Annotated in this window: 15 protein-coding genes; 9 read left to right on the forward strand and 6 right to left on the reverse strand. The window is 70.2% G+C overall.

The annotated features are described in order from the left end of the window. Window positions 1-149 precede the first annotated feature (149 nt). Window positions 150-2,651: an FHA domain-containing protein gene (locus tag ACFYM0_RS27085; RefSeq protein WP_388505864.1), complete on the forward strand. Its 2,502-nt coding sequence runs from the start codon at window positions 150-152 to the stop codon at window positions 2,649-2,651. Between the two features lie 107 nt (window positions 2,652-2,758). On the opposite strand, the gene ACFYM0_RS27090 is transcribed toward ACFYM0_RS27085, so the two are convergent. Then, entirely contained in the window at window positions 2,759-3,457 is a 699-nt protein-coding gene (locus tag ACFYM0_RS27090; protein ID WP_388505820.1) for a transglycosylase SLT domain-containing protein, read from the reverse strand. 669 nt (window positions 3,458-4,126) lie between these two features. Between ACFYM0_RS27090 and ACFYM0_RS27095 the strand changes: the two genes are divergently transcribed. From ACFYM0_RS27095 to ACFYM0_RS27105, 3 genes are all read left to right on the forward strand, one after another. Next, a complete protein-coding gene (locus ACFYM0_RS27095) occupies window positions 4,127-5,284 on the forward strand; it encodes a GAF domain-containing sensor histidine kinase (RefSeq protein WP_388505821.1) in 1,158 nt (385 codons plus the stop codon). Further along, window positions 5,277-5,936 (forward strand): response regulator, encoded by a 660-nt coding sequence (locus ACFYM0_RS27100; RefSeq protein WP_388505822.1) that lies wholly within the window; start codon window positions 5,277-5,279, stop codon window positions 5,934-5,936. Before ACFYM0_RS27095 ends, ACFYM0_RS27100 begins: the two co-directional genes overlap by 8 nt. Window positions 5,937-6,064: 128 nt before the next feature. Continuing rightward, entirely contained in the window at window positions 6,065-6,310 is a 246-nt protein-coding gene (locus ACFYM0_RS27105) for a chaplin (RefSeq protein WP_243338617.1), read from the forward strand. Window positions 6,311-6,679: 369 nt separating this feature from the next. Here the strand turns inward: ACFYM0_RS27105 and ACFYM0_RS27110 are convergent, their stop codons facing one another. Beyond that, the gene (locus ACFYM0_RS27110) at window positions 6,680-7,459 is read right to left on the reverse strand and encodes a hypothetical protein (RefSeq protein ID WP_388505824.1); all 780 of its coding nucleotides are present in this window, start codon (window positions 7,457-7,459) and stop codon (window positions 6,680-6,682) included. 141 nt (window positions 7,460-7,600) lie between these two features. On the opposite strand from ACFYM0_RS27110, the gene ACFYM0_RS27115 reads away from it, so the two are divergent. The 4 genes from ACFYM0_RS27115 (at window position 7,601) to ACFYM0_RS27130 (ending at window position 10,899) form a co-directional block, all read left to right on the forward strand. Continuing rightward, window positions 7,601-8,395, forward strand: a complete 795-nt coding sequence (locus tag ACFYM0_RS27115) for an ABC transporter ATP-binding protein (protein ID WP_388505826.1) — start codon at window positions 7,601-7,603, stop codon at window positions 8,393-8,395. 65 nt (window positions 8,396-8,460) lie between these two features. Continuing rightward, the gene (locus ACFYM0_RS27120) at window positions 8,461-8,892 is read left to right on the forward strand and encodes an NfeD family protein (protein ID WP_243338570.1); all 432 of its coding nucleotides are present in this window, start codon (window positions 8,461-8,463) and stop codon (window positions 8,890-8,892) included. 147 nt (window positions 8,893-9,039) lie between these two features. Next, window positions 9,040-10,038: an SPFH domain-containing protein gene (locus ACFYM0_RS27125; protein ID WP_388505828.1), complete on the forward strand. Its 999-nt coding sequence runs from the start codon at window positions 9,040-9,042 to the stop codon at window positions 10,036-10,038. 90 nt (window positions 10,039-10,128) lie between these two features. Beyond that, a complete protein-coding gene (locus ACFYM0_RS27130) occupies window positions 10,129-10,899 on the forward strand; it encodes a sulfite exporter TauE/SafE family protein (protein WP_388505830.1) in 771 nt (256 codons plus the stop codon). A 79-nt stretch (window positions 10,900-10,978) separates the two neighbouring features. On the opposite strand, the gene ACFYM0_RS27135 is transcribed toward ACFYM0_RS27130, so the two are convergent. The 3 genes from ACFYM0_RS27135 to ACFYM0_RS27145 form a co-directional block, all read right to left on the reverse strand. Beyond that, the gene (locus ACFYM0_RS27135) at window positions 10,979-11,482 is read right to left on the reverse strand and encodes an HNH endonuclease (protein ID WP_327252039.1); all 504 of its coding nucleotides are present in this window, start codon (window positions 11,480-11,482) and stop codon (window positions 10,979-10,981) included. 161 nt (window positions 11,483-11,643) lie between these two features. Further along, window positions 11,644-12,177 (reverse strand): YbhB/YbcL family Raf kinase inhibitor-like protein, encoded by a 534-nt coding sequence (locus ACFYM0_RS27140; RefSeq protein ID WP_388505832.1) that lies wholly within the window; start codon window positions 12,175-12,177, stop codon window positions 11,644-11,646. A 68-nt stretch (window positions 12,178-12,245) separates the two neighbouring features. Continuing rightward, window positions 12,246-13,028: a sporulation protein gene (locus ACFYM0_RS27145; RefSeq protein ID WP_388505834.1), complete on the reverse strand. Its 783-nt coding sequence runs from the start codon at window positions 13,026-13,028 to the stop codon at window positions 12,246-12,248. A 137-nt stretch (window positions 13,029-13,165) separates the two neighbouring features. On the opposite strand from ACFYM0_RS27145, the gene ACFYM0_RS27150 reads away from it, so the two are divergent. Then, window positions 13,166-13,807 carry a DNA-3-methyladenine glycosylase gene (locus ACFYM0_RS27150; RefSeq protein ID WP_388505836.1) on the forward strand — a complete coding sequence of 214 codons (642 nt, stop codon included), beginning with the start codon at window positions 13,166-13,168 and terminating at the stop codon, window positions 13,805-13,807. A gap of 220 nt (window positions 13,808-14,027) precedes the next feature. Here the strand turns inward: ACFYM0_RS27150 and ACFYM0_RS27155 are convergent. Beyond that, window positions 14,028-14,207, reverse strand: a 180-nt coding sequence (locus tag ACFYM0_RS27155) for a hypothetical protein (protein WP_388505838.1), incomplete at its 5' end; no start/stop codon positions are given.

The following is a 14,207-nucleotide window of genomic DNA, read 5'->3' on the forward strand; positions in this document are numbered from 1 at the left end:
CCGGGGCGCTGCCACGTGGCCCGGATTCCCCTTGTGGCCCTGCGCCTGAAATAGTTCCCCCGGATGTTCGCCATCCCTAGACTCCCTGACGTCATGGGGGATTCTCGGGGGACTTAAGTGGGGCTGGAGTGCCGGAACTCGTACTGGAATTGAATGGAAGGACCTGGACGCTCGATCCGTCCAGGTCGTACTCGCTGGGGCGCGACCCCCAGGGAGACGTGGTGATCGATGACGCCCGGGTGTCGTGGCGGCACGCCACCATCGCCTGGAACGGGCGAGGTTGGGGAATCGAGGACCACGGCAGCACCAACGGCACGTACGTGCACGGGGCGAGGGTCCAGCAGGCCGAGCTCGTACCGGGTACGCCGGTGCACCTGGGCAACGCCACCGACGGGCCGCGACTGAATCCCGTCGCGGGCGCGGCCGCGGCCGCCCCGGCGCCGCAGCCGGCCGTGGCGCAGCAGGCACCGGCCCAGGCCTACGCGCAGCAGCCGCAGGCACAGCAGCCCTGGGAGCAGCAGGTCCAGCAGGCCCCGCCGTTCCCGCAGCAGCAGGCCCAGCAGCCGCACCAGGCACAGCCCTTCCCGCAGCAGCACCAGCAGCAGCCGGGCGGCGGCGGTACCCCGGGCTACGGCGACCACCGCAGCCCGACGACGTTCCACCAGCTCGCGCTGGGCCACGTCATGCGCATCGGCCGTGCGCTGGAGAACGAGCTGGTGGTCTCCGACCTCCAGGTCTCCCGCCACCACGCGGAGTTCCACTCGATGCCGGGCGGCCGCTTCGAGATCCGCGACCTCGGCAGCCACAACGGCACCTACGTCAACGGTCAGCCGCTGGCGAAGTCGGGCACGGCGCTGCTCGGCCCGAACGACATCGTCGGCGTCGGCCACTCGACCTTCCGGATCGTCGGCGACCGCCTCGAGGAGTTCGTCGACACCGGTGACGTCTCCTTCTCGGCCCGCCACCTCACGGTCACGGTCGACGGCGGCAAGCAGATCCTCAAGGACGTCACCTTCGGCGTCCCGGAGAAGTCGCTGATCGGCGTCATCGGCCCCTCCGGCTCCGGCAAGTCGACGCTCCTCAAGGCGCTGACCGGTTACCGCCCGGCCAACGAGGGCGACGTCCTCTACGACAACCGCAACCTGTACAAGCAGTTCGCGGAGCTCCGCCAGCGCATCGGCCTGGTCCCGCAGGACGACATCCTGCACAAGGAGCTGAAGGTCAGCACCGCCCTCAAGTACGCGGCCAAGCTCCGCTTCCCGGGCGACACCGCCGAGTCCGAGCGCGCCGCCCGCATCAACGAGGTGCTGCGCGAGCTCAAGCTCGACATCCACAAGGACAAGAAGATCACCTCGCTCTCAGGCGGCCAGCGCAAGCGCGTGTCCGTGGCCCTGGAGCTGCTGACCAAGCCCTCGCTGATCTTCCTGGACGAGCCCACCTCGGGCCTCGACCCGGGCATGGACCGCGACGTCATGCAGCTGCTGCGCGGCCTCGCCGACGACGGCCGCACGGTCCTCGTCGTCACGCACTCGGTCGCCGAGCTGGCCATCTGCGACAAGCTGCTGGTCATGGCCCCGGGCGGCTCGGTCGCGTACTTCGGCCCGCCGGACGAGGCGCTGAACTTCTTCGGCTACACCACCTGGGCCGACGTGTTCTCCGCCTTCGAGAGCTACCGCGACTACGACTGGGCCGGCCGCTGGAAGGGCTCGCAGCACTACCAGCTCTACGCCGCCGACATCGACGCGGTCGCCCCGCAGTCGGTGCAGCCCGCCGTGCAGCAGACCCGGCCGCCGAAGCCGCAGGGCTGGGGTTCCCAGCTCTGGACCCTGATGCGCCGCTACATGTCGGTCATCGCGTCCGACAGGGGATTCATCGCACTGATGCTGATCCTCCCGGCGGTCCTCGGCGTGGTCTCCGTCGTCATCCCCGCGAAGTTCGGACTCGCGCCGCCCGTGGCGCCGTCCCGCTTCAACGGCGACGCCGGCACGATCATGCTGATCCTCGCGGTCGGCATGTGCTTCTCCGGCGCGGCGAACTCGGTCCGCGAACTGATCAAGGAACGCGTGATCTACGAGCGCGAGCGCGCGACCGGCCTGTCCCGGTCGGCGTACCTCGTGTCGAAGGTGATCGTCCTCGGGGTCATCACGGCCATCCAGGGCGTGATCATCTGCGGGATCGGCTTCTACCCGCGCGACCTGCCCGCCGAGGGTCTGCTGATGCCGCCGGCCGTGGAGATCTGCCTGTCGGTCATCGCGCTCGGCTTCACCTCCATGATGTTCGGCCTGGTGATCTCCTCGCTGGTCAAGACCGCCGAGAAGACCATGCCGCTCCTGGTCATGTTCGCGATCGTCCAGGTCGTCTTCACCGGCATCCTCTTCCAGGTCTACGATTCTCCGGGCCTGGAGCAGTTCGCCTGGCTCATGCCCTCCCGCTGGGCGATCGCCGCCGCCGGCACCACGCTGAACCTCGGCGTGCTCATGCCGCCGTGGGACGCCGAGAACCCGACCAACACCGACCCGCTCTGGGACGCCACGGTCGGCCAGTGGAGCCTGAACATCACGGTCCTGCTGCTCCTCGGCGTCGCGTGCGGCTTCGCCGTGCAGCGCCTGCTGCGCCGCCACGAGCCCGAGGTCATGCGCGCGGGCAAGTAAGCGCCGCGCCCGTGTACGCACGCGGGCACGCACGAACGCCTCAGGGCGGCTCCGGAACACCGGGGCCGCCCTGAGGCGCATGGGGGGCTGGGGAGGACGCCAGGGGCCTAGTAGGCGCTGTTGACGTTGTCCATGGAGCCGTAGCGGTCGGCCGCGTAGTTGCAGGCCGCGACGATGTTGGCGACCGGGTCGTACTGGTCGAACTTGGTGCCCTTGACGTGGTACGCCTTGAACGTCGGGGCGATGACCTGGAGCAGACCCTTGCTGGGGATGCCGTTCTGGGCGTTGATGTCCCAGTTGTTGATCGCCATCGGGTTGCCGCTGGACTCGCGCATGATGTTCTTGTGGATCCCGGCGTAGGTGCCCGGAATGCCCTCCTTCTTCATGATGAAGAGGGCTTCCTTGATCCAGCCGTCCAGGTTGTTGGCGAAGACCGGCGCGCGGTTGGCGGAACGGCTGGCGGCCGCCTTCTGCTCGCGGTCCTTCTTCGCGTCCGCCTCGGCCTTGGCCTTGGCGGCGGCGGCCTTGGCCGCCTTGGCGTCCTTCGCGACCTTGGCCTGCTGGTCCGCGACGACCTGCTGAACGGTGAGGTGCTGCTGCACGGCCTGCGTCTGCGCGCCGTCGACGACCTTCGACCAGGCGACGGGAGCAGCGGCGACGGCCGTCTGCGTCTCGGTGGCGTTGGCCGGTACGAGGGAGAAGGCGAGGGCGGCGGCGCCCAGGGTGGCTACACCGGCGATGGAAAGCTTGTGCGCCTTCGTCATCGTCAGACGACGACTGTGGCCGGGAGTGCTGGTCTCGGTCATGCGTAGCAACCTCTTCGAATAGCGGGGGCCGCAGGAAAGCGCCTGCCGGATCCGAGATCCGCGGCGCTGTGCGGCGAGAGCAATTCTTAGCGGTGGCAAAATCCTGTGGCAAAGGTGTGACGTACGATCCCGCTTAGTGGATCAGGGCCCGGAGCCGAGCCCCGAATTCGGCGCCTGAAGCGCGTGAGCCAGCGCTCACAGCGTCTTTATTCGTCCACTAGGGAGCTTCGTAAGTGATGTGCGTCCTATGTGCGGGCTCACATCGGCTACGTACCAATCTCACCAACCGTTGCGTCAGCAATCCACTCAGTGACCGTTCTCATCCCTGAGTAGGAGAAGGGTGTCCCGGAACTCCTGCCAAAGGCACAGCTTCGCTACGGCTGAGCGGTACCCGCGGGGTACGCCGCCGTGTGCGACGGCGCCGGCCGGCCTCCCGCCCGGCGAGGGGCCGGGCCGCAAGGCCCGGCGGAATGTCCCTTATATACAGTCCCTTCTCCCGTACTCCCCGAGCGCCCGCCCGCTCCGCCCAGCCGAGCGGCGCCCCCCGTACCGGCCGCCCGGGAGCCGTCCGAGGCCCGGGACCTACGCCGGGACCTACGCCGCCACCGGCGCGAGGCCTACGCCTCCGGCCCGATCCGCCCGCCCGGCCGCCGCGAGTACCGTGAGGCCATGCACTCCGGACCCCGAGGCCCCCGCGGCGGCGGCCTGGCCGCCGTGAGTACCGCGCTGCTCGCCATGAGCCGGCGGCTGGAGGTCCGCGACGTGCTGCGCACGATCGTCGCCTCGGCCCGCGAACTGCTCGACGCCGATTACGCGGCCCTGGGCGTCCCGGACGACCACGGCGGCTTCGCCCAGTTCGTCGTGGACGGCATCAGCGAGGAGCAGTGGCGGGCCATCGGCCCGCTGCCCCGCCAGCACGGGATCCTCGCCGCGATGCTCCACCAGGACGGCCCCGAACGGCTGGCCGACGTACGCCGGGACCCCCGTTTCGAGGGCTGGCCGGCCGCCCACCCCGACATGTCCGACTTCCTCGGGCTGCCCATCCGGGACGGGGAGGAGACCCTCGGTGCCCTCTTCCTCGCGAACCATCGGAGCGTCCCGGGCGGCAGGCGGGGCTTCACCGACGAGGACGAGGAGCTCCTCTCCCTCCTCGCCCAGCACGCGGCGATCGCCCTCACCAACGCACGCCTCTACGAGCGCAGCCGCGAGCTGACCATCGCGGAGGAGCGCTCCCGCCTGGCCCACGAGCTGCACGACGCGGTCAGCCAGAAGCTCTTCTCGCTCCGCCTGACCGCACAGGCCGCAGCCGCCCTGGTGGACCGCGACCCTGCCCGGGCCAAGGACGAGCTCCAGCAGGTCGCCACCCTGGCGGCCGAGGCCGCCGACGAACTGCGCGCGGCGGTCACCGAGCTCCGCCCCGCCGCCCTGGACGAGGACGGCCTCGTCGCCACCCTCCGCAACCAGGTCCGCGTCCTGGACCGGGCCCACACCGCGCAGGTCACCTTCACCTGCGACGGCGTACGGGCCCTGCCCGCGGCCCAGGAGGAGGCGGTCCTGCGCGTGGCCCAGGAAGCCCTGCACAACGCCCTGCGGCACTCCGCCGGCGACCGGATCGACGTCACCCTCACCCGCCGGGAGACCGGCGGAGCCCTGCTCCGGGTGACCGACGACGGAACCGGCTTCTCCCCTCCCACCGTCCGCCGGGCGGGCCGGCACCTCGGCCTGGTCTCCATGCGGGACCGGGCCGCGGGCGTCGGCGGCCGGCTCACCGTGCGGTCCGAGCCCGGCACCGGCACCACGATCGAACTGGAGGTACCCGGTGGCTGACACGCCGGGCCGTAGCGGCCGCGTCAGGGTCTTGCTCGTGGACGACCACCAGGTCGTCCGACGGGGCCTGCGCACCTTCCTGGAGGTCCAGGACGACATCGAGGTGGTCGGCGAAGCCGCCGACGGCGAGGAGGGCATCGACCGCGCGGAGGAGCTGCGCCCCGACGTCATCCTGATGGACATCAAGATGCCGGGCACCGACGGCATCGAGGCACTGCGCAGGCTGCGCACACTGGCGAACCCCGCGCGCGTGCTGATCGTCACCAGCTTCACCGAGCAGCGCACGGTGGTCCCCGCCCTGCGCGCGGGCGCGGCCGGCTACGTGTACAAGGACATCGACCCCGACGCCCTGGCCGCAGCCATCCGCTCCGTGCACGCGGGCCACGTCCTCCTCCAGCCGGAGGTCGCCGGGGCCCTGCTGGCCGAAGAGGGCCCCGGGCCGTCATCCGGCCGCGGCGGCAACCTGACGGACCGCGAGCGCGAGGTGCTCCACCACATAGCGGACGGACGTTCGAACCGGGAGATCGCCCGTGCGCTCGTCCTGTCGGAGAAGACGGTGAAGACGCACGTCTCGAACATCCTGATGAAGCTGGACGTCGCGGACCGTACGCAGGCGGCGCTGTGGGCGGTCAGGCACGGCATCGCGCAGTGACTCGTAGGGGCAGTGATTCATACGGTCGGGTGTATGTAGCCCACATGGCGCATCCCGTTCGTCGGATGAGCGTTCTTCATGACGTGCCGCGGCGGCTGGCCGCGGCAGACGCACTGGAGGACGAGAACGTGAAGAACTTCAAGAAGGCCACCGCCGTCACCATGATCGCGGGCGGCCTCCTCGCCGCCGGCGCGGGTGTCTCGTCGGCGCACGGCGGTGCGTCGGCGGAGGGCGAGGCCCTGAACTCGCCCGGCGTGGCCGCGGGGAACCAGCTCCAGCTCCCCGTGCACATCCCCGCGAACGTCGTGGGCAACTCGGTCAACGTGATCGGCCTGCTCAACGGCGCCTGGGGCAACACGGGCGTCAACAACTGACCCCCTTCTCAACGCGGTGCTCGCACTGCCCGCCTTCTTGACGGCGGCGCTCGCACTGCTCCGCAGGCTTCGCCCCGCCGCGCCGGCCTCCGGCCGACGGGGCGGTCGGTCCCGCCCAGCGGGGCCACACACCTCGGCCCCGCTTCCCCCCTCTCCCTGGGAAGCGGGGCCGAAGCCTTTCCACCACGGCCGGACCGCTCCGCCCCCGCCGGGAGACCGCACGCCTTGCCGGTCCGGCGCAGCCGGGCGACATCAGCCTCGCCGGCGTTTGAGGCGCGGGGTCCGGGGCCGCGCCCCGGAAGACCCGGCGCAACCGGGGAGGCTCGCGCAACGGCGCCGCACTCGATCCCCGCACCCCGCACTCCGCGGCTAGCGGAGCCGCTCCTCAACGGCCGAGTTGTACGCAGCGACCAGCGCCCGCCGAGCGACCCGCTCCACCGGCCGCAAGGCCTCCGCCCGCGCGGCCATCTCCGACGCGGCCACCGCCGCCCCGTGTCCCCGCTCGGTCGCCAGCGACACCATCAGGTCCACCCGCTGCGCCAGCGACAGGACCCGTACCGCCCGCGCCGGATACCCCGGCGCCAGCGCGTCCCGCCCGGCCTCCGTCCGCGCCCGGTACGCGGACAGCGCCGCCTCCGCGACCGGCCCGGATCCCGCCACGTCCAGCCGGGTCAGCACCACCGTGGCCTCGCGCAGCGCCTCCGCCAGTTCCCGTTCCGCCTCGCCGAGCGACGGTACGTCCGCCGGCGGGGCCTCCCGTACCGGCAGGCAGTGCCAGGTCACCGACACGTGCACGTCACCCGCGGGCCCTGCCTCCCGGACCTCCGGCACCAGCCCGACCGCCGCACCCACCGCGACGACCGCCTCCTCCGCGTCCAGCGCCCTCGCGTTGAACTCCGGCGGCCCGCTCAGCCCCAGCGGATGCCCCGGCGCCGGGAGCGCGATCCGCAGCCCGGTCACCCCCAGCACCCGCAGCCGGCCCAGCGCCAGGGTGAGCCCCACCGGCCCGGATTCCCCCGGCAGCCCCTCCACCCGGTGCACGGAGTCCTCGCCCACGATCGACAACACGGCCTCGTCGGGCGAGACGAGACCGGCCAGCAGAGCGTTCCCCCAGGCGGCCAGCCGCCCGGAACGCGGTTCGAAAAGCATCCCCCTACTTTACGGACGGCCTTCTGGACCCGGGCCCGCGCCCGGACCCCTCCCCGAGTGGCGTAGGTTTTCCCCTGGGGCCGCGCCCACGGACGGGCGGCGCACAGACGAACCAAGACTGCAAGGGGAGACAACACGCTCATGAGCGATGTTCTGGAGCTGGTGGACGTATCCGTGGTCCGCGAGGGCCGGGCTCTGGTGGACCAGGTCTCCTGGTCGGTCAAGGAGGGGGAGCGCTGGGTGATCCTCGGCCCCAACGGCGCCGGCAAGACCACGCTGCTGAACCTCGCCTCCAGCTACCTCTTCCCCACCAAGGGCTCCGCCACCATCCTCGGCAGCACCCTCGGCAAGGTGGACGTCTTCGAGCTGCGCCCCCGCATCGGCATGGCCGGCATCGCGATGGCCGACAAGCTGCCCAGGCGCCAGACCGTCTTGGAGACCGTCCTCACCGCCGCGTACGGGATGACGGCCACCTGGCAGGAGGAGTACGAGGAGATCGACGAGCAGCGCGCCCGCGCCTTCCTCGACCGCCTCGGCATGACGCCCTACCTCGACCGGAAGTTCGGCACGCTCTCCGAGGGCGAGCGCAAGCGCACCCTGATCGCCCGCGCGCTGATGACCGACCCCGAGCTGCTGCTGCTCGACGAGCCCGCCGCCGGTCTCGACCTCGGCGGCCGCGAGGACCTCGTACGGCGCCTCGGCCGGCTCGCCCGCGATCCGCTCGCCCCGTCGATGATCATGGTCACGCACCACGTCGAGGAGATCGCCCCCGGCTTCACCCACGTGCTGATGATCCGTCAGGGCAAGGTGGTCGCGGCCGGCCCCATCGACCTCGAACTGACCTCCCGCAACCTTTCGCTCTGCTTCGGCCTGCCGCTCGTCGTCGAGCGCAGCGACGGCGACCGCTGGACCGCCCAGGGCCTGCCCCTGCGGTAGTCCGCGCACCAGCCGGGCCTCCCGCACCCTGTCCGGACCGCGCCCACCCGACCTACCATGACCATGTGGACATCGACGCGTGGGTGTGGTGGCTCATCGGCGCGGTCGGACTGGGCATTCCCCTGGTCCTGACCGCGATGCCCGAGTTCGGCATGTTCGCCGCCGGAGCGGTGGCGGCCGCCGTGACGGCGGCCCTCGGCGGGGGAGTGGTCGCCCAAGTCCTGGTCTTCGTGGTCGTGTCGGTCGCGCTCATCGCGGTCGTCCGCCCGATCGCCAACCGGCACCGCAATCAGAAGCCCCAACACCGCAGCGGAATCGATGCGTTGAGGGGTCGCAGTGCCGTCGTCCTGGAACGCGTGGACGCGGGCGGCGGCGGCCGGATCAAACTCGCCGGGGAGATCTGGTCGGCGCGCTCCCTGGACGCGGACATCACCTTCGAACCGGGCCAGTCCGTCGACGTGGTGGAGATCGACGGGGCGACCGCCGTCGTCATGTGACGAACCGGCACTATGTGACGGACCAGCACATGAGCAACTCGCCTGTGTGCGAGCACATGTGAGCAAGCAGCCGACCCGCGGCCCCGGGGTCTGCGAGACTCCGCTGAACGGGGCAGCACAGACAGCCGGAAGGGCACGGGGAACCGCATGCAACCGATCATCATCGTTCTGATCATTCTGGTGGTTCTGGTCTTCATCGCACTGGTCAAGACGATCCAGGTGATCCCGCAGGCCAGCGCCGCCATCGTCGAGCGATTCGGCCGCTACACCCGCACCCTCAACGCGGGCCTCAACATCGTCGTCCCGTTCATCGACTCGATCCGCAACCGGATCGACCTCCGCGAGCAGGTCGTCCCGTTCCCGCCGCAGCCCGTCATCACCCAGGACAACCTCGTCGTCAACATCGACACGGTCATCTACTACCAGGTGACCGACGCCCGCGCCGCGACGTACGAGGTGGCCAGCTACATCCAGGCCATCGAGCAGCTCACCGTCACCACGCTGCGCAACATCATCGGCGGCATGGACCTGGAGCGGACCCTGACCTCCCGCGAGGAGATCAACGCGGCCCTGCGCGGAGTCCTCGACGAAGCCACCGGCAAGTGGGGCATCCGCGTCAACCGTGTCGAGCTGAAGGCCATCGAGCCGCCGACCTCCATTCAGGACTCGATGGAGAAGCAGATGCGCGCCGACCGCGACAAGCGCGCCGCGATCCTCCAGGCCGAAGGTGTCCGACAGTCCGAGATCCTGCGCGCCGAGGGCGAGAAGCAGTCCTCCATCCTGCGCGCCGAAGGTGACGCCAAGGCCGCCGCCCTGCGCGCCGAGGGCGAGGCGCAGGCCATCCGTACGGTCTTCGAGTCCATCCACGCAGGCGACGCCGACCAGAAGCTGCTCGCCTACCAGTACCTCCAGATGCTGCCGAAGCTCGCCGAAGGCGACGCCAACAAGCTCTGGATCGTCCCGAGCGAGATCGGCGACGCCCTCAAGGGCCTCTCCGGAGCCATGGGCAACTTCGGCCCGATGGGCGCCGCCTCCGGCTTCAACCCGCAGCCCGCGGGCAGGGACGGCGCCAAGGACGGCGGCGGCATCCCGGCCGCCCGCGACAAGGACGCCGCGGAGCGCCGCGAGCAGCCCCCCATCGACTGAACGGGCCGTCCCCTCCGGCATGATCAGTGAGGCCCCCCGACCTTCACGGCGGGGAGGCGACTCACTCATGCAAAGGGGACGACCCCGCCCATGTCCATCTGGGAATCACTCGCGGTCTTCGCGGCCGGCATCGGCGCCGGCACCATCAACACCATCGTCGGTTCCGGAACCCTCCTCACCTTCCCGGTGCTGCTGGCCACCGGCCTGCCGCCGGTCACGGCCAACGTCTCCAACACCCTGGGCCTCGTGCCCGGTGCCATCAGCGGAGCCATCGGCTACCGCAAGGAGCTCCAGGGCCAGCGCGCCCGCATCATCAGGCTCGGCGCCGTCTCCCTCGTCGGCGGACTCGCCGGCGCGATCCTGCTCCTCATCCTGCCGTCGGACTCCTTCGACACGATCGTGCCGGTCCTGATCGGCCTGGCCCTCGTCCTCGTCGTCTTCCAACCCAGGCTCGCCGCCGCACTGCGCAAGCGCCAGGAGGCCGCGGGAGGCGACACCGGCCACCCCGACGGCGGCCCCCTGCTGCTGTCGGGCATGCTGCTCTCCAGCGCGTACGGGGGGTACTTCGGCGCCGCCCAAGGCGTGCTCTACCTCGGCCTGATGGGCCTGTTGCTCCACGAGGACCTTCAGCGGATCAACGCGGTGAAGAACGTCCTCGCGGCGATGGTGAACGGCATCGCGGCGGTCTTCTTCCTCTTCGTCGCCGAGTTCGACTGGACGGCCGTCCTGCTCATCGCCGTCGGCTCCACCATCGGCGGCCAGCTGGGCGCCAAGGTCGGGCGCCGCCTGCCGCCCACCGTGCTGCGCGCCGTGATCGTGACCGTCGGGATCATCGCGATCGTCCAGCTGCTGCTCCGCTGAGCGACGTAGAAAACGTACGTCGCCCAGCGCAGCCGTCTATCCGGCGGGACGATCCCGCCCTACGAGATCACCGGCAGCCCTACGCGGAACGCTCCAGCCACTCCGGCAGGGCCTCCCGCCCGCCCACCCCCAGCGCGAGCAGCATGGCGTCGGCCGGCGAGGGAACGAAGGGCTTCCGGAGGAGCGGCATCCCCGCCTCCTCCGGAGTCCGGGCCGCCTTGCGGTGGTTGTCCTCGGAGCAGGAGGCCACCGTGTTCAACCAGGTGTCCCCACCGCCCTGAGCCCGCGGAAGCACGTGGTCCACGGTCGTCGCGCGCTTCCCGCAGTACGCGCACCGGTGTTGGTCCCGGATCAACACCCCCCTCCGTGACCAGGGAGCATGTCTCCGGAAAGGCACCCGTACGTACCTGCAGAGTCTGATCACCCGCGGCAGCGGAAGATCCATCGTGGCCGCGCGCACACGGAACTCGGGATGCGCCTGTTCGACCACGGCCTTGTCCTGGAGCACCAGGACCACCGCCCGGTTCAGCGTCACCGTCGACAGCGGCTCGAAGCTCGCGTTCAGCACCAGCGTGTCCCGCATCTCGCCCACCTCCCGTGTGCAGGCCCGCGACCACCCTGGCGGCAAGGCCCACGACCACTCTGGTCGCGCGCGCCACGCGGGACAACGCAATAAAAATGCCCGGTCCTGGTCGTCTTTAGACCAGGACCGGGCTAACGCTCGGAGAACGAAGGGCGGAACGATCAGCCCGCGGGAGCCTCGTACTCACCGATGAGCTGCGCACGCCCCAGCGTGTGGAACCGCAGATTGAACCCGACCACGGCCGGCGACACGTCCGCGCCGGGACCGAGCTTCTCCTCGTCCACCGCGTACACGGTGAACACGTAGCGGTGCCGCTCCCCGGCCGGGGGAGCCGCCCCGCCGAAGTCCTGCGTGCCGTAGTCGTTGCGCACGTGCACGGCCCCGGCGGGCAGCCCCGCGAACTTTCCGGAGCCCGCCCCGGCCGGCAGCTCGGTGACCGAGACCGGCAGGTCGAAGAGCACCCAGTGCCAGAACCCGCTCCCCGTCGGCGCGTCCGGGTCGAAGCAGGTCACGGCGAAGGACTTCGTCGCCTCCGGGTACCCCTCCCACCGCAGGTGCGGCGATACGTTCCCACCGGCCAGCACCTGCGCGGATCCCAGATCGGCCCCGGGCTCCAGGTCCGCACTGCTCACGGTGAAAGCGTGCACCGCCGGATGGAAATCGTGGGGGAGCGGCGCCCTGCTCTGCTCGGCCACTGCGGAACCTCCTACTGGATCGAGTCGACGCTGACCGGTACCTGTACAGGCACCGAGCCTAGATCCGCTCAGAGCCAGTTGCGCTGCGAACCCACCGACGAGATCCACTGGTTCAGGTAGGCCGCCCAGTCGGTGCCCTGGTAGGACTGCAGCCCCACTTGGAAGCAGCGGAAGGTGTCGCTGCCCTCGCTGAACAGACCCGGCTTCTTGTCCATCTCCAGGACGACGTCCATCTCGCGCCCGTCGGAGACGAAGGTCAGCTCGACCTGGTTCAGCCCCCGGTACTGGGACGGAGGCAGGAACTCGATCTCCTGGTAGAACGGCAGCGTCTGCCGCGTTCCCCGGATGTGCCCGCGCTCCATGTCCGCACTGCGGAAGGAGAAGCCCAGCTGCGTGAACGCGTCGAGGATCGCCTGCTGCGCCGGCACCGGGTGCACGTTGATCGCGTCGAGGTCGCCGGCGTCCACCGCGCGCGCGATCTCCAGCTCGGTGCTGACCCCGATGTTCATCCCGGGCAGCTGACGCCCCCCGAAGTGGGTGATCGGCGTCTCCCAGGGGATCTCCAGGCCGAACGGCACCACGTGCAGGGCGCCCGGCTGCACCTGGAAGGCACCGCCGAGACGCTGCTTGGTGAAGACCACGTCCTGCTTGTACTCCTGGTCGTTGCCCTCCACCTCCACCCGCGCCTGGAGCCCGACGGACAGCCCCTCGATCTGCTGCTCCACGGATCCGCCCTGGATCCGGACCTCGCCCTGGACGATCCCGCCCGGCACGACGTTCGGCTCGGTGATGACCGTGTCGACCGAAGCACCACCGGCACCCAGGCTCGCGAACAGCTTCCTGAACCCCATGCTCTGACTCCCCTATACGACGTGCTCGAAAAAAGTCCTGCTCGAAAGCCCCGCGCGACCAGGCGCGGCACTACCTCTACAAACGCGGAACCTTAGGCCCCGGTTGCAGGAGTACGCAGTCCACTACGCTCGACTGGATGAGCGCGCGCCCCGACCGTACGCCCCTGCCCCGGTCCTTCTTCGACCGCCCGGTCCTCACCGTGGCCCCGGACCTCCTCGGCCGCACCCTGGTCCGCCGTACCCCGGACGGTCCGCTGGAACTGCGCATCACGGAGGTGGAGGCGTACGAGGGGGAAGCCGACCCGGGCTCCCACGCGTACCGCGGCCGGACGGCGCGCAACGCGTCGATGTTCGGTCCACCCGGACACGCGTACGTCTACTTCATCTACGGCATGTGGTTCAGCCTCAACCTGGTCTGCGGCCCCCCGGGCCACGCGAGCGGTGTCCTGCTGCGGGCGGGGGAGGTAACCGTGGGCGCCGAGCTGGCCCGTAAACGTCGCGTTTCAGCCAGAACCGACCGAGAACTGGCCAAAGGTCCGGCCCGCCTGGCCACCGCCCTGGCCGTGGACCGATCCCTCGACGGCACGGACCTCTGCACCGGCCCGGATTCCCCCTTGTCCCTGCTGACGGGCACGCCCGCCCCGCCCGACCTGGTGAGCAAGGGCCCCCGCACCGGGGTGGGCGGCGCCGGCGCCACCCACCCGTACCGCTACTGGATCACCCACGACCCGACGGTGAGCCCGTACCGGGCCCACGCGCCACGCCGCCGCTCAACTTGACTCGGCCTCGGCGGACGCCTAACGTAGCCCGAGCCGCTTGAACGGGGCACTGCTATCAGCAGACCCCCAGAGCGGCCAACCCACTACCTACGACTTACCCCTGGCGGGGTCTTATTCGGCATGTCCGAATTCGATTCCGAACGGCCGATTATGAGCCGCACGGGATAAGCGCTAATGTGGTGGAGCGCCGAAAGGCACAGACCCCCAACGGTCACCGAATTCAAATCCAAACCGGAAACGGCGCGGAAATGATCTGGTAGAGTTGGAAACGAAGGAAGCGCCCGGAGGGCCTGGAAACAGGAACGAAGGAAGCGTCCGTTCCTTGAGAACTCAACAGCGTGCCAAAAATCAACGCCAAAAAGTTGATACCCCGTCCATTTCGGTGGATGAGGTTCCTTTG

It is taken from the genome of Streptomyces sp. NPDC006487, from assembly GCF_042870555.1.
Taxonomy (GTDB): Bacteria; Actinomycetota; Actinomycetes; order Streptomycetales; family Streptomycetaceae; genus Streptomyces.

Excerpts from the sequence above, each read along its gene's own strand:
- ACFYM0_RS27090 (WP_388505820.1), bottom strand. The coding sequence starts at position 3,457 with ATGACCGAGACCAGCACTCCCGGCCACAGTCGTCGTCTGACGATGACG.
- ACFYM0_RS27095 (WP_388505821.1), top strand. The coding sequence starts at position 4,127 with ATGCACTCCGGACCCCGAGGCCCCCGCGGCGGCGGCCTGGCCGCCGTG.
- ACFYM0_RS27110 (WP_388505824.1), bottom strand. The coding sequence starts at position 7,459 with ATGCTTTTCGAACCGCGTTCCGGGCGGCTGGCCGCCTGGGGGAACGCT.
- ACFYM0_RS27115 (WP_388505826.1), top strand. The coding sequence starts at position 7,601 with ATGAGCGATGTTCTGGAGCTGGTGGACGTATCCGTGGTCCGCGAGGGC.
- ACFYM0_RS27125 (WP_388505828.1), top strand. The coding sequence starts at position 9,040 with ATGCAACCGATCATCATCGTTCTGATCATTCTGGTGGTTCTGGTCTTC.
- ACFYM0_RS27130 (WP_388505830.1), top strand. The coding sequence starts at position 10,129 with ATGTCCATCTGGGAATCACTCGCGGTCTTCGCGGCCGGCATCGGCGCC.
- ACFYM0_RS27135 (WP_327252039.1), bottom strand. The coding sequence starts at position 11,482 with ATGCGGGACACGCTGGTGCTGAACGCGAGCTTCGAGCCGCTGTCGACG.
- ACFYM0_RS27145 (WP_388505834.1), bottom strand. The coding sequence starts at position 13,028 with ATGGGGTTCAGGAAGCTGTTCGCGAGCCTGGGTGCCGGTGGTGCTTCG.
- ACFYM0_RS27150 (WP_388505836.1), top strand. The coding sequence starts at position 13,166 with ATGAGCGCGCGCCCCGACCGTACGCCCCTGCCCCGGTCCTTCTTCGAC.